The organism is Mesorhizobium sp. WSM2561, assembly GCF_000513915.1.
Classification (GTDB): Bacteria; Pseudomonadota; Alphaproteobacteria; order Rhizobiales; family Rhizobiaceae; genus Mesorhizobium; species Mesorhizobium muleiense.
The window spans coordinates 181,045-195,225 of record NZ_AZUX01000004.1 but is presented as its reverse complement, the minus strand read 5'-3'; the positions used below and the strand labels follow the sequence as shown (position 1 = coordinate 195,225).

14 protein-coding genes are annotated in these 14,181 nt (G+C 64.2%); 7 read left to right on the top strand and 7 right to left on the bottom strand.

Features of this window, described 5'->3' with window-relative positions:
• Positions 1–19: 19 nt before the first annotated feature.
• Entirely contained in the window at positions 20–619 is a 600-nt protein-coding gene (pncA, locus tag M727_RS0107475) for a bifunctional nicotinamidase/pyrazinamidase (protein ID WP_027152153.1), read from the bottom strand.
• A 309-nt stretch (positions 620–928) separates the two neighbouring features.
• On the opposite strand from pncA, the gene M727_RS0107465 reads away from it, so the two are divergent.
• The 6 genes from M727_RS0107465 to M727_RS0107440 are packed head-to-tail and all read left to right on the top strand — an operon-like array spanning position 929 to position 8,059.
• Positions 929–1,792, top strand: a complete 864-nt coding sequence (locus M727_RS0107465) for a xanthine dehydrogenase family protein subunit M (RefSeq protein WP_027152152.1) — start codon at positions 929–931, stop codon at positions 1,790–1,792.
• Positions 1,793–1,830: 38 nt separating this feature from the next.
• Positions 1,831–4,605, top strand: a complete 2,775-nt coding sequence (locus tag M727_RS0107460) for a molybdopterin-dependent oxidoreductase (protein WP_051505549.1) — start codon at positions 1,831–1,833, stop codon at positions 4,603–4,605.
• A complete protein-coding gene (locus tag M727_RS0107455; RefSeq protein WP_027152150.1) occupies positions 4,602–6,143 on the top strand; it encodes a hypothetical protein in 1,542 nt (513 codons plus the stop codon). The genes M727_RS0107460 and M727_RS0107455 overlap by 4 nt, the downstream gene beginning before the upstream one ends.
• Positions 6,143–7,024 carry a thiamine biosynthesis protein ApbE gene (locus M727_RS0107450; protein WP_027152149.1) on the top strand — a complete coding sequence of 294 codons (882 nt, stop codon included), beginning with the start codon at positions 6,143–6,145 and terminating at the stop codon, positions 7,022–7,024. The genes M727_RS0107455 and M727_RS0107450 overlap by 1 nt, the downstream gene beginning before the upstream one ends.
• Positions 7,017–7,601, top strand: a complete 585-nt coding sequence (locus tag M727_RS0107445; protein ID WP_023801548.1) for an amino acid synthesis family protein — start codon at positions 7,017–7,019, stop codon at positions 7,599–7,601. Before M727_RS0107450 ends, M727_RS0107445 begins: the two co-directional genes overlap by 8 nt.
• The gene (locus M727_RS0107440; RefSeq protein ID WP_027152148.1) at positions 7,598–8,059 is read left to right on the top strand and encodes a MarR family transcriptional regulator; all 462 of its coding nucleotides are present in this window, start codon (positions 7,598–7,600) and stop codon (positions 8,057–8,059) included. The genes M727_RS0107445 and M727_RS0107440 overlap by 4 nt, the downstream gene beginning before the upstream one ends.
• A gap of 93 nt (positions 8,060–8,152) precedes the next feature.
• Here the strand turns inward: M727_RS0107440 and M727_RS35995 are convergent, their stop codons facing one another.
• The 4 genes from M727_RS35995 to M727_RS0107420 all read right to left on the bottom strand — a co-directional run bounded on the left by M727_RS35995 (position 8,153) and on the right by M727_RS0107420 (position 12,642).
• A complete protein-coding gene (locus M727_RS35995) occupies positions 8,153–9,043 on the bottom strand; it encodes a substrate-binding domain-containing protein (RefSeq protein WP_348627155.1) in 891 nt (296 codons plus the stop codon).
• On the bottom strand, positions 9,040–10,041 hold the full coding sequence (locus M727_RS0107430) for an LLM class flavin-dependent oxidoreductase (RefSeq protein ID WP_027152147.1): 1,002 nt from the start codon (positions 10,039–10,041) through the stop codon (positions 9,040–9,042). Before M727_RS0107430 ends, M727_RS35995 begins: the two co-directional genes overlap by 4 nt.
• A gap of 160 nt (positions 10,042–10,201) precedes the next feature.
• Entirely contained in the window at positions 10,202–11,365 is a 1,164-nt protein-coding gene (locus tag M727_RS0107425) for an AI-2E family transporter (protein ID WP_027152146.1), read from the bottom strand.
• A gap of 215 nt (positions 11,366–11,580) precedes the next feature.
• Positions 11,581–12,642, bottom strand: a complete 1,062-nt coding sequence (locus M727_RS0107420; protein ID WP_027152145.1) for an LLM class flavin-dependent oxidoreductase — start codon at positions 12,640–12,642, stop codon at positions 11,581–11,583.
• A gap of 243 nt (positions 12,643–12,885) precedes the next feature.
• Here M727_RS0107420 and M727_RS0107415 point away from each other — a divergent pair, with 243 nt between their 5' ends.
• Complete coding sequence (locus tag M727_RS0107415; protein ID WP_023801556.1) at positions 12,886–13,314, top strand: DUF6481 family protein; 429 nt, start codon at positions 12,886–12,888, stop codon at positions 13,312–13,314.
• A gap of 87 nt (positions 13,315–13,401) precedes the next feature.
• Here the strand turns inward: M727_RS0107415 and sugE are convergent, their stop codons facing one another.
• Together sugE and M727_RS43755 are read right to left on the bottom strand one after the other, a co-directional pair.
• The gene (gene sugE / locus M727_RS0107410) at positions 13,402–13,716 is read right to left on the bottom strand and encodes a quaternary ammonium compound efflux SMR transporter SugE (RefSeq protein ID WP_027152144.1); all 315 of its coding nucleotides are present in this window, start codon (positions 13,714–13,716) and stop codon (positions 13,402–13,404) included.
• 179 nt (positions 13,717–13,895) lie between these two features.
• Positions 13,896–14,021 (bottom strand): hypothetical protein, encoded by a 126-nt coding sequence (locus M727_RS43755; RefSeq protein WP_023801558.1) that lies wholly within the window; start codon positions 14,019–14,021, stop codon positions 13,896–13,898.
• Between the last annotated feature and the right edge of the window lie 160 nt (positions 14,022–14,181).

Here is a 14,181-nt window from a genome sequence, read left to right as displayed (position 1 = left end):
CGAATGCGATTGGTGATGTTCAAGCCAGCGTCACGCCGGCATCGCGCATTCGGTTCAGCATAGTCTCGAGTGAGCCATTGAGATCGATGCCGCGGCAGGCGTCGAGCCGCACTGTCGTGTGAAAGCCGTGCTTGACCGCGTCGAGCGCCGAGAAGGCGACGCAATAATCGGTCGCCAGGCCGACCAGGGTCAGCGTGTCGATGCCGCGCTCCTTGAGATAGCCGGCAAGGCCGGTCGGCGTCGCATAGTCGTTCTCGAAGAAAGCCGAATAGCTGTCGATCTCCGGGCGGAAACCCTTGCGGATCACCAATTCGGCCCTGGTCCAGGCAAGGCCCGAATGGAAATCCGAACCCAGGCTGCCCTGGATGCAGTGGTCGGGCCACAGCGTCTGCGAGCCATAGGGCATCTCGATCGTTTCGAACGGCTGCTTGCCGGGATGATTGGAGGCAAAGCTCGAATGGCCGGCGGGATGCCAGTCCTGCGTCAGCACGACATGTTCGGTCCGCCGGATCAGGTCGTTGACCAGCGGCACGATCTCGTCGCCGCCGGCCACCGCCAGCGCGCCGCCCGGACAGAAATCGTTCTGCAGGTCGATGATGACAAGCGCTTCGTCGGCCATGGAGCCTCCCTCTTGTTTGTCCCGGAGGCATGAAGTCTGCCGAAACGTGGAATCCGGTGTTCGAACCCGCCGAAAATGCCGCTGACGCAACGGATGCAGAAACTTGACCAGATGGCCGGCTGCGTCAACTCCAACGGCATAACAAATGCGTGCCGTCGCGCCGATGCGGGCGCCGGCGCAAAACTCTGGCTTTGACAATTCCTGCCGGCTTGATATCATTTGCATACGAATGAATTTGACCGGCTCGGAGGCCGGCAGGTTCCGTCGGCAACCCTTATTTTTGGGAAGGCCCATTTTGGGAAGGCAAGCGTGATCCGTTACGCGAAACCCACCACGGTCGACGAGGCGCTCGCTTTGCTTGGCGAGGCTCCGTGGCGCATCCTTGCCGGCGGTACGGATTTCTACCCGGCACAAGGAGCCAAGCCTTTCCGCGACAATGTCCTCGATATCAACGGCCTGGCGACGCTGCGCGGTATTGCTGAGACCGACAGCCATTGGCTCATCGGCGCGCGCACGACCTGGACCGATCTTGTCCGTCATCCGCTGCCGGCGGCCTTCGACGCGCTGAAGCAGGCGGCGCGGGAAGTCGGCTCCGTCCAGATCCAGAACGTCGCCTCCATCGCCGGCAATCTCTGCAACGCCTCCCCGGCGGCCGACGGCGTGCCGGCGCTGCTCGTCCTCGACGCCGAGGTCGAACTGCGCGCGGTGGCGATGGTCCGCCATCTGCCGCTGGAAAAATTCATCCTGGGGAACCGCCGCACGGAACTGCAGCCGGGCGAAATGGTCACCGCCATCCGCGTGCCGAAAAACGCGGCCACCGGCACGTCGGTTCTCGAAAAACTCGGCGCGCGCCGCTATCTCGTCATTTCGATAGCCATGGCGGCGGCTCGCTTGACCATTGAGGATGGCATCGTCGCCAACGCCGCCGTCGCCGTCGGCTCCTGTTCGGCGGTCGCCAGGCGTCTTGCAAGTGTCGAAGCAGCTTTGCGCGGCCTCCCGGTCAACGACGCTCTCGTCGCTGCGATCCAGTCCGCACCGATGGACGAGCTTTCGCCGATCGACGACGTGCGCGGCAGCGCCGAATACCGGCTGGACGCCGCGCGCGAGATTGTCGCCCGCGCTGTTTTCGGTGCCGCGGGTCACGCGTCGGTCGAGAAGGTAGCGGCGGCATGAGCCAAGCTCAACCTGGCATGACCAAAACTCAGCCTGGCATGAGCGGAGCTCAGCCTGGCATGGGCATGGAGCGCGCCGACATCGCCTTCGAGGTCAACGGCGCCGCCGTCTCTGTCTGCGTGCCGCCGGTTCGCCGTCTCTCTTCGGTGCTGCGTGACGAATTGCGGCTGACCGGCACCAAGGTCGGCTGCGACGCCGGCGACTGCGGCGCCTGCACGGTGCTTGTCGACGGCGAACCTGTCTGCGCCTGCCTGATGTCTGCGGCTTCTGCCGCTGGCACCGTGGTGACCACGGTCGAGGGTCTCGCCAACGGCAGATTGTCGGCGCTGCAGGCCTCGTTCCTCGACCATGGCGCGGCGCAATGCGGCATCTGCACACCCGGCCTGCTCATCGCGGCGACAGCGCTTCTGGACAGCAACCCCAATCCAACCGAGGCCGAAACCCTGGATGCCCTGGGCGGCGTCCTCTGCCGCTGCACCGGCTATCGCAAGATCGTCGCGGCGGTGATGGATGCGTCGCGCCATGCCGATGACCTCGACCATCGCATGCCGCAGTCCGGCCACGCCGTCGGTTCGTCCCCGATCAGGCTCGACGGCCTGCCGAAGGTCACCGGCGGGGAAAAATTCGGCGGCGATTCCTTCCCGGCCGAAGCGCTGGCGGTGCTGGTGGTTCGCTCGCAGCATCATCACGCCCGCTTCGCCTTCGGCGATCTCGACGCCTGGGTGAAAGTCCATCCCGGCATCGTCGGCGTCTTCACCGCTGCCGATATTCCGGGAAAGAACTGCTTCGGCGTCATTGCGCCTTTTGCCGACCAGCCGGCGCTGGCCGAAATTTTTTCGCGCTTTCGTGGCGAGGCGGTGGCGCTGGTTGCCGGCGAGCGCGAGGCCATCCTCGATCTCGACCTTGCGGATTTTCCTGCTCGTTGGACCGAGTTGCCGCCTGTCCTGCAGCCAGGCGAGGCGCAAGCCGGCGGTGTGCAGTTGATCCACGAGAACCGGCCGGCAAACCTGCTCACATCAGGCTTTGTCGAGCGTGGTGACCCCGACGCCGCCCTTGCCGGCGCCGCCTTCACTGTTTCCGGCGCCATCGACACGTCCTATGTCGAACACGCCTATATCGAGCCCGAGGCCGGCTATGCCTATATGGACGGCGACACGCTGGTCGTCGTCGCCTGCACGCAGGCGCCCTATATGGACCGCGACGACGTCGCAAAAGTGCTTGGCCTTGCCGTCGACAAGGTGCGGATCGTGCCGACCGCCACCGGCGGCGGCTTCGGCTCCAAGCTTGACGTTTCGTTGCAGCCGCTGATCGGTCTGGTCGCGATGAAGACCGGGCGGCCGGCAGCGCTCGCCTATACCCGTCATGAATCGATGATCTCAACCACCAAGCGTCATCCCGCCGAGATGAAGGCGACGATCGGCGCCGATGCCGATGGTCGCGTCACCGGCATGGTCTTCGCAGGCGATTTCAACACCGGCGCCTATGCGAGCTGGGGACCGACCGTCGCCAACCGCGTGCCGGTGCATGCCTCCGGTCCCTATGCGACGCCGAATTATCGGGCCGAGGGCCGCGCCATCCACACGAATGGCCCGATCTCCGGCGCCTTCCGCGGTTTCGGCGTGCCGCAGGCGACGATCATGCAAGAGACGCTCTATGACGAGCTTGCCGCAAAGCTTGGGCTGGACCGGCTCGATTTTCGCCTGAAAAGCTGCCTTCGTAACGGATCCGAAACGGTCACCGGCCAGAGGCTGGAATCGGGCGTCGGCATCGCCGAGTGCCTCGAAGCGCTGCGCCCGCATTGGATGCGTGCGCTTGTCGATGCCGATGCGTTCAACAGTGCCAATGACAGCAGGAAACGCGGCGTCGGTGTCGCCTCCTGCTGGTACGGCTGCGGCAACACCTCGCTGCCCAATCCGTCGACCATCAGGGTCGGCATCTCGGCTGAAGGCGACGTCGTCCTGCATCAGGGCGCGGTCGATATCGGGCAAGGTTCGAACACGGTTATTGCGCAGATCTGCGCCGACGCGCTCGGCCTGCCGCTCGAAAAATTCCGCTTGAAAAGCGCCGACACGGCGATCACGCCGGACGCCGGCAAGACGTCCGCCTCGCGTCAGACCTTCGTGACCGGCAAGGCCGCCGAAAAGGCCGGCCGTGCCTTGCGCGAGACGATGCTGCGCTTCGCCAATGTGTCGGAGAGAGCGGCGATCGCTCTGGATGGCGCAAGCCTGGTCATCCGCGAGGGCGAAGCGACACGGCATATCGATTTGTCCACGCTGAAGGCCGATGCCGACGGCTTGGTCTTTCGCGCTGAGGAAAGCTATGACCCGCCGACCCTGCCGCTCGACGCCAGGGGCCAGGGCAAGCCTTACGCCGTCTATGGCTACGGCGCGCAGATCGCCGAACTGGAGGTCGACCTCAAGCTCGGCACGGTGAAGCTGATCAAGATCACCGCAGCGCATGATGTCGGCAAGGCGATCAATCCGCTGCTCGCCGAAGGCCAGATCGAGGGCGGCATCGCGCAAGGCATCGGCATGGCGCTGATGGAGGAATACATCCCCGGCCGCACCGAGAATCTGCACGACTACCTGATCCCGACGATCGGCGACGTGCCGCCGATCGAGACCATCCTGATCGAAGTTCCGGATCCGGAAGGACCCTTTGGCGCCAAGGGCCTGGGCGAGCATGTGCTGATCCCGACGGCACCGGCGATCCTCAATGCCATCCGCCATGCCACCGGTGTCCTGGTCAGCAAAATTCCGGCGACGCCGAGCCGCATCCGCGCCGCGATCCGCGACAAGGAGGCACGCCGATGAGCGAGCTTGCCGAACGTTTCGAGACGCATGATCCCGGCGAGAAGCAGGTGGCGGAAAAGATCCGCTGCGATGCCTGCCCGGTCATGTGCTACATAGCAGACGGCCGCACCGGCGCCTGCGACCGCTACGGCAATGTTGGCGGCAGGATCGTGCGGATGGATCCGCTGACCATCCTCGACCACGCGACTGAGGCCGGCGTCGCGGTCGTGCCGTTTGTCGCCGAGGGCGAAGAATGGGACGGCGAGTTGGTCAACACCGGCCGCCGTTTCGTCACCGCGATCGGCGCCGGCACCACCTATCCCGACTACAAGCCGGCGCCATTCATCGTCAGCCAGGAGGTCGAAGGCGTCGATCTCGTCACCGTCGTCACCGAGGGCATCTTCTCCTACTGCGGCGTCAAGGTGAAGATCGACACCGACCGGCATATCGGCCCCGAAACGGCGACTGTGCGCGCCGGAGGCGAGGCGATCGGCCATGTCACGACAGGCGAATACGGCTCGCAGATGCTGTCGCTGGGCGGCGTGCATCATCTGACCGGCGGATCCAAGGCCGAAGGTCGCGCCACCTGCGATGCGCTGCTCAATCTATGCAACCGCAAGCCGGTCGAACTCACCATCGACGGCGGTGCCACGGTCATCGTCGAAGCCGGCAAGCCGCCGGTCATCGACGGTCAGCTTGAACAGCGGATGCGGGTCGGCTGCGGCTCGGCCACCATCGGCATGTTCGCCACCCAGTGGCGCGGCCTGGTCGACGAGGTGGTGGTGGTCGACGACCACATCACCGGCGTCGTTTCCGAGCATCAGGCAGGCAAGGTGCTCGGCTGGCAGGATACGGGGATAAAAATCATCGGCCGCCGTTCGACACCGGGCCGCTATTTCAAGGTGTCGGAGCCCGGCCTCGGCTGGGGCGGCACCAGCATTTCCGACCCGCTGTCGATCCTTGGCGAATGGAATGCGAAGAAGGGCGCGCGTCCCGGCCTGTCGCTGCTGATGGTCTCGACCACCGGCGAGCAGTTCGCCTATTACGAGCTCGACGACGCCTTGAAGCCGGTGCAGAAACCATTCCCCGAGCGGCTGCAGAAATCCGTCGGCCTGATCGAGGACAATTGCGAGCCGGCGCTGTGCACCGTGCTGTTCGTCGGCGGCGCCGGCGGCTCGCTGCGCGCCGGCGTCACCGAGAACCCGGTCAATCTGACCCGCTCGGTGCAGGGCCTGACGACTTATGTGACGGTCGGCGGCGCGCCGGTCTATGTCTGGCCGGGCGGCGGCATCACGCTGATGGTCGACGTCACCCGCGTGCCGGAAGGTGCCTTCGGTTATGTGCCGACGCCGGCGCTGGTGGCGCCGATCGAGTTCACCCTGCGCCGCGACGATTATATCAGGCTCGGCGGCTACGAAGCCGAGATCCGCAGCGTTGACGACATTCTCGCCAAGGGCGGCGAGTATCTCAACCCGCGCCGCGGCACTGGCGCGGCAGCCAGCAATCCGTGGCCGCCGCTGGCACAGTTGCGGCGTGCAGCGGGCAACGGAGCCAAGTGATGAACGGCCCGCAGGCACATTGGCTTGAGGACGGCAGCCGGCTGCATCTCAATCATGGCCCGATCGACCTGGTCGTCGAGGCATTTGGCGAAGCGGACGAACGCCGCGCCGCCTATGGCCAGGCGGTGGCGCGGTTTCAAACAATCCTGCAGGAGCTCGTCGACGAACTGCCGGAACTGCGCCGGCCGGCCTCGTCGCGACCCCGTGCTTTGGCTGGCCCGACGGCGCGACGCATGGAAACAGCGGTTGTTCCGCTGGCGAAACAATTCATCACGCCGATGGCTGCGGTTGCTGGTTCGGTAGCCGACGAGATGCTTGGCGCGCTGCTGGCCGGGCGCCGGCTCGATCGCGCCTATGTCAACAATGGCGGCGACAGCGCCATCCATCTCGGCAACGGCCGGTCCATGACCGTCGCCATTGCCGGGACGGGCCATGGACTGGCAGACCGGATCACGATCCGCGCCGAAGACGGGATCCGCGGCATCGCGACCAGCGGCTGGCGCGGCCGTTCCTTTTCGCTCGGCATCGCCGACGCAGTCACCGTGCTGGCGCGGACCGGTGCTGAAGCCGACGCCGCCGCGACCCTGATCGCCAACGCCGTCGACCTGCCCGGCCACCCTGCCATTGAGCGCGTGCCGGCGCGCGATCTGGCGCCCGACAGCGACCTTGGCGATCGCCTGGTCACGCAAGCCGTCGGCGCGCTTTCATCGGGCGAAATAGCCGCCGCGCTGGACCGAGGGCTCGCCGTCGCCGAAGATTTTCGGCGACATGGCCTGATTGCCGCTTCAGCGCTGTTCCTTGCCGGTCAGGCACGGATCGCCGGTCCCATGGCGCTCGTTGCGCCCAACGAGAAATCGAGGAAGGAAATTGCCCATGCCTGAGTTTGCGATCCGCAAGATTGCGGTGCTGACCGAGGAGATATTTCATGAGGGCGGGCCGGTGGCGAAGGTGCCGCGCCGCCGCGCCGCCGCCATGGCGGTGGTGAACAACCCATTCGCCGGCCGTTACGTGGAAGACCTGCAGAGCGCCATGGACGATCTGAAGCCGCTCGGGCTGCTGCTCTCCGACAAGCTGATTGCCGCATTGGGCGGCGACGTGAAACAGATCGACGGCTACGGCAAGGGCGCCATCGTCGGTATCGCCGGCGAGCTGGAGCATGGCGCGCTGTGGCATGTGCCTGGCGGCTATGCCATGCGCGAGCGGCTCGGCGACGCCAAGGCGATCGTGCCGTCGGCAAAGAAGGTCGGCGCCTTCGGCGCGCGGCTCGACGTGCCGCTCGGTCATATCAACGCCGCCTATGTGCGCAGTCATTTCGATGCCATGGAGGTCGGCATCAGCGACGGGCCTCGCCCCGACGAGATCCTGTTCTGCCTCGCCATGACCTGCGGCCCGCGCGTGCACGACCGCATGGGCGGCCTCGCGGCAAAGGACATCAAGGCGTGGGACGGACTGCGGTGAGCGCCAAAGACATCAAGCTCAAGCTGGTCGAGGCCGAGGAGCCCGACGAGCACGATTACCGCCTGCAGGAGCAGGTCGGCTTCATCCTGCGCAAGGCGCACCAGCGCCATGTCTCGATCTTCGCCGCGCACATCGCCGACCTGACACCGCCGCAATTCGCCGCGCTGGCCAAGTTGCACGATGTCGGCGAGACCTCGCAGAACCAGCTTGGCAGCCTGATCGCCATGGACGCGGCGACGGTGAAAGGCGTCATCGACCGGCTCAAGGCGCGCGGCCTGGTCGAGCTTTCCAAGCATGAGGTCGACAAAAGGCGCCTGCTGGTCAATCTGACCGCTGAAGGCCGCAATGCCGTCGAGCGGCTGATCCCGATCGCCCGCGAGATCACGCAGGAAACGCTGGCGCCGCTTTCAGCCAAGGAGGCGGCGATTTTCATGAGGCTTTTGGCCAAGCTGGCGTGAACGCGGCCTTGGTCAGTGCTGCCCCTCACCTGCCTGCCGGCATCCTCTCCCCCGTAGAACGGGGAGAGGGGCGCCGCCATCGACGACTTCGTCTCAGAGCCCGTGCTCCTTCAGGATCTGGGCGGCATTTTCCTTGGTGATCTTCTGCGTCGGCAGCGTGATGGTCTTTTCGACCTTCTCGCCGTTCAGGAACTTGATTGCCTGCCGCAGCCCTTCGGCGCCCGGCGTCACATAGGTGAACGTTGCCGTCAGCTCACCATTGGCAACAAGCTGCACGCCTTCATTGGGCAGGCCGTCGATGCCGATGAACTTGATGTCCTTCTCGCGGCCGACATCCTTAGCGGCAAGGTAGGCGCCGTAGGCCATCGGGTCGTTGTGACCATAGACAAGGTCGATCTTCTCGTTGTTGCGCAGCGCCGTGGCCATGATGTTGTAGGCCTGGTCCTGCTTCCAGTCGCCCGACTGCTGGTCGAGGAAATATTTTATGCCCGGCTCCTTGTCGGTGAATTCATGGAAGCCGTCATGGCGGTCATGTGCCGGCTGGGTGCCCATGCCGCCCCAGATCTCGACGACATTGCCTGATGCCTTGCCCTTGCCGCCGAGCAATTCGACGGCGTATTCACCGGCAGCCCGGCCGATCAGCTTGTTGTCGCCGCCGACGAACTGCGTGTAGTCCTTGGTCTCGACGTTGCGGTCGAGCACGAAGACCGGGATCTTGGCGTCGATCGCCTGCTGCACGACACCGGTCAACCCGGCGGATTCCTTCGGTGACACCAGCAGCGCGTCGTCCTGGCGGATCAGGTTTTCGACATCGGCGACCTGCTTTTCCGTCTTGTCCTCGCCGTCGGTGACGATCAGCTCGACTTCCGGATGCTTGGCGGGCTCAGCCAGGATGTCCTTGTTGAACTGGGCGCGCCGGCCACTGGGCGCGATCGCACAAAGCGTCAGCGCGTAACGCGCCTTCGCAGTCTCGCAAAAAGTCAGGCCGCTTCCGACAGCGATTTGTGGACGTCGGCCAGGATCTCGAAGGATCGCACCCGCACTGCGTGGTCGAAAATCTGCGCGGTAACCATCAGCTCGTCGGCGCCGGTGCGCTGCACGAACGCCTCGATGCCTTGCCTGACCGTTTCCGGGGCGCCGACGACGGCGCATGACAGCGCCTGGCCAAGCATGGTTTTGGCCATCGGGTCGAGGTCGCGCTCATAGCCGTCGACCGGCGGCGGCAAGCGGCCGGGCCGGCCGGTGCGCAGATTGACGAAGGCCTGCTGCAGCGAGGTGAACAACAGCCGCGCCTCGGCGTCGGAGGGTGCAGCGAACACGTTGAGGCCGAGCATGACATAGGGCTTGTCGAGCTGTTTCGACGGCTGGAAGCGCGAGCGATAGATCTCCAATGCGTGGTCGAGTTCGGCCGGTGCGAAATGCGAGGCGAAGGCGTAGGGCAGGCCGAGCATGGCGGCTAGTTGCGCGCCATAGAGGCTCGAGCCCAGAATCCAGATCGGCACCTGCTCGCCCTCGCCGGGCACGGCGCGGACACGCTGACCGTCTTCGGCCGGCTGAAAATAGCCCATCAGCTCGACGACATCCTGCGGAAAACTGTCGGCGCCGGCCTCGAGGTTGCGGCGCAGCGCACGCGCCGTGCCCATGTCGGTGCCCGGCGCCCGGCCGAGGCCGAGGTCGATGCGGCCTGGATGCAACGCGTTGAGTGTGCCGAACTGTTCGGCAATGACCAGCGGCGAATGATTGGGCAGCATGATGCCGCCGGCTCCGACGCGTATCGTTGTGGTGCCGCCGGCGACATGGGCAATGACGACGGAGGTGGCGGCGCTGGCGATGCCCGGCATATTATGATGCTCGGCCAGCCAATAGCGCCTGTATCCCAGCCGCTCGGCCTGGCGGGCGAGATCGAGCGAATTGGCGAGCGATTGCGAAGCGTTGCTGCCTTCGACGATCGGCGACAGGTCGAGAACGGAAAGAGCGGTCATGGGCGGGGATCCTGTGTGGACGGGAGGGATGTAGGAACCGACCGCGACGGCCGCAAATTTAAAAAATTGAACTGACGCTCATGAGTCCACCCAAGCAAAAAGGGGCGCTCTGGAATTTACAATCCACGGTTCCCTGCCGCAGCTTATCCCGCTTCTCGGATCATGCGCCCGCGGCCGTGTCGGTTTCTGAAATCTCTTCGTCCTCAACCGCCGTATGTTGCGCCGCCAGGAAATTGCCGACATGGCTGAGCTCGTCGAAATGATCGCAGAACACCTTGATGACGACCAGCAGCGGCACCGCCATCAGCGCGCCGACGAAACCCCACAGCCAGGACCAGAAGGCAATGGCGATGAGGATCGCCACGGCGTTGATCTCTAGGCGCCGGCCAACCACCGTCGGCGTCACGAATTGGCCTTCGACGGTATCGCACAACAGCACGAAGGCCGGCGCCAGCAGCGCGTAGGAGATGCTGTCGAAGCTGATCAGCGCGATGATCGTGACCAGCGTGATGGTAATCAGCGCCCCGATATAGGGCAGGAAATTAAGCAGAGCCGCTGCTGCGCCCCAGACCTGCGAGTTGGGCATGCCGAGTGCCCAGAGGCCGAGTCCGATGACCACGCCCAGGCATGTATTGATGACGGCGACGGTAAGCAGATAGTGCGAGATTTCACGTTCGACGTCATAGACGACGCGCAGTGCCCGCTTCTTTTCGCTGAGACTGGGGAAGGATTCGACGATCTTCTCATAAAACATCGTGCCGGAGGCGAGCAGGAACAGCGACAGGACGAAGACGATGATGAGGCTGGTGCCCGCCGACAGCAAATTGCCGGCGGCTTGCGAGAGGATGCCCGATTGCGCCATGGCTACCCTCTGGACGCCCGGCCCTTGGGAGGTCTGCGTCAGTCCCTCTATCTGCCGCGAAATCTCCATGATCCTTTCGAAAGGACGCCGCAGTTGCGCGAGACGTTCGGTCAGCTGCTGGCCAATCACCGAGGTGTTGTTGATGAGGTCGATGACCGGGCCGCTAAGCAGATAGCCGGCCACGGCAAGGATGCTGACCGACAGCACCACCAGCAGTGTCGCCGATATCGCATCGGGCATGCCGTGCTTGCGCAGGAAGCGGACGATCGGCGTCAGCGTCAGCGCCAGCAGGAAAGCCAGGATGACCGGCATGAAGAAGGCACGGGCGAAGGAGAGCGAGTAGATCGCCATAAGGATGAAGATGCCGACTAGCAGCGAACGTATCAGGTGCATGTCCGCACGCGCCTCGACGCGCGGATCGGGGCTCTCGGCAGCGCCCGAAGCGGCGGGTTCGGCTTTCATTCTGGCCCTCGGCGGCACACTGCGATTGGTGTACGCTGTTGGCGGAAACGCCTTTGCGGCTTCAAAGTTCCGTTGGAGCGACGTGCGTCCACTTGGACGCTCAAAGTACGCTCCAACGCTTTGAATCTACCATCGGCCCGAAAATCGATTCCGATTTTCGGCCGATGCGTTTAGCCGGCGCTGACGATGACCTTGGGCCCTACCTGGCCGGCGAATCAGGCGGCCGGCGCGGCCACAGCAGGGATCGCCTTCGCCGTCTCCTTGCGCACGATCGGTGCCACCTTGGTGCCGTAGAGTTCGATCGCCTTCATGATCTTGGCGTGCGCCATGGTGCCGATCGCCATTTGCAGCAGGAAGCGGTCGTTGCCGAATATCCTGTGCTGGGCAACGATCTTTTCGGCCACCTGTTCGGGGTTGCCGACGAACAGCGCGCCGTCCGGGCCGCGCGACTGGTCGAAATGTGCTCTTGACGTCGGACCCCAGCCGCGCTCGCGACCGATGCGGTTCATCACCTCGGCCTGCGGCCCATAAAAATCGTCGGCCGCCTGGTCGGTGGTCGCGGCAATGAAGCCGTGCACGTTCAGGCTGGTGGCCAGATCAGCCGGATCGTTGCCGGCCCGTTTGGCCGCTTCCCTGTAAATATCGAACAGCGGCGCGAACCGCGCCGGCTCGCCGCCGATGATGGCAAGCGCCAGCGGCAGGCCGAGCGCACCGGCCCGCGCGGCGGATTGCGGCGTGCCGCCGATCGCGATCCAGATCGGCAATCTGTCCTGGAACGGGCGGGGGTAGACGCCGCGATCGTTGATCGGAGCGCGCAGCCTGCCCGACCAGCTCACCTTGACATGATCGCGGACGGCAAGCAGCAGATCGAGCTTTTCGGCAAAGAGCTCGTCATAGTCCTCAAGATCGTAGCCGAACAGCGGAAAGGATTCGATGAACGAGCCGCGCCCAGCCATAATCTCGGCCCGGCCGCTGGATAGAAGGTCGAGCGTTGCAAACTGCTGGAAGACACGGACCGGATCGTCGGAGGACAGTACAGTGACCGCGCTGGTCAGCTTTATGCGCCTGGTGCGTTCGGCGGCTGCGGCCAGGGCTACGATCGGCGCTGAAGCCGCATAATCGGGACGGTGATGCTCGCCCAACCCAAACACGTCGAGGCCGACCTGGTCGGCCAGCTCGATCTCCTCGATCAGGTTGCGCAGCCGCTCATGCGCACCGATGGCGCCTGGGCCTGATTCCGGGCTGACGTCGGCGAAGGTGTAGAGACCGAGTTCCATCATCTGTCATCCTGGTGTTTTGTTCTGGTGTTTTGTTTTCGCGCTACAGGTAGCGACCAGTCCGCCGCGCCGCCAGAGGGTCGGATGGTGAACAGTGCATGTCCGTTTCAGCCGAATTCAGCCGAAAAGGCGTCTCCCGGCTGCAACAGCTCAGAATTTCATGGCTGGCATACCGTTTTGGCGCTTGAACTCTGGGTTTTCACGCGTATGTAAGCCTCGCAAATTGACTCCAGGGAAGTGGACTTGGCTATCTATAGGGAAAAAGACGTTTTCGAGCGGCGCAATGCCGCAAACGAGGCAAAGAAGGCGCTTCTCGAGCGCTTCAAGGCAAAGCCGGCAGCGGACGATCCAGCGGTGCTGGCACGACAGGCCGAACGCAAGGCGATCCTCGAAGCCCGTGCGATACGCGAGGCCGAAAAGGCCAGGCTGAAGCAGGAGAAGCTGGCGCGCGAAGCGGCCGAAAAGGCCGAGCGCGAAGCTGCTGCCGAAGCGGCGCGTATCGCTGCTGAAGAAGCGGCGCAGGCGGAAGCGAAGATCCGGGAAGCCGAAGAGAACGAGCGCATCGCTCGTTTGCTTGCCGACGAGGCTGAGCGCAAAGCCAAGCGCGACGCGCGCTATGCGGCGCGCAAGCAGCGCACCGGCAGGACGCCTCCGGGCTTTTCCGCTCGCTAGCGCTCCTACAGCGCGATTTCACCAATCAAATTCAGGGCCGCCTTGCAGCGGCCCTGAAGGCGTTTGTGCTGCGGCCTTGCTGCAAACCTAGGTCGCGAGTTTCAATCCTATGATGCCGCAGACGATGAGTGCGATGCAGGCCAGCCTGATCGCGGTCGCAGGCTCACCGAGCAGCCAGATGCCAAGCAGCGCCGTGCCGACGGTGCCGATGCCGGTCCACACCGCGTAAGCCGTGCCGACCGGCAGGGTCTTCAGCGCCAGTCCGAGCAAGGCGAGACTGACGACCATCGAGGCAACCGTCAGGATGGTCGGAAGCGGCTTCGAAAAGCCATCAGTGTATTTGAGGCCAATAGCCCAGCCGATCTCGAACAGGCCAGCGAAGAAGAGAAGAATCCACGACATCGGAACGCTCCATTGGATTGCGGGTCGTCCCGGTCTTTTCGGAAAGCGCGAAGTCGTCTTCGCCGCATTGATTTAGAAATGCCCAATCAACAGCAGCGCCGACAACACTTCAGGACCAGTCGCTGAATGTCGATGGTCCTGAAATGCCGTCGGTCATGACTGCGCCGAAACGCCGAGGCTTACTTGTCCTTGAGTTTGGTCGCCTTGACGGGCGGCGCTTTCAGGGTCGGGGCAGCGGCAGGTTTCTTCGCGTCCTTCTTCGGCTTGCGGGCTTCTTTGCCCGCCTTCATCGCACCTTTAGCCATGATTCGTTTCCTCCAATTGTGGCAAGCGAAATGAACCAAGAGAAGCGCCCGACCGCAAGAGGCATAATCTGGCGCCGGCGCCAGCCGTCGGCTGTCAACCGTTTCTAATTCGCTCGTAAACCACGCTGGTCCGTGCGATGATCTTTTTGCACTGCAGCAA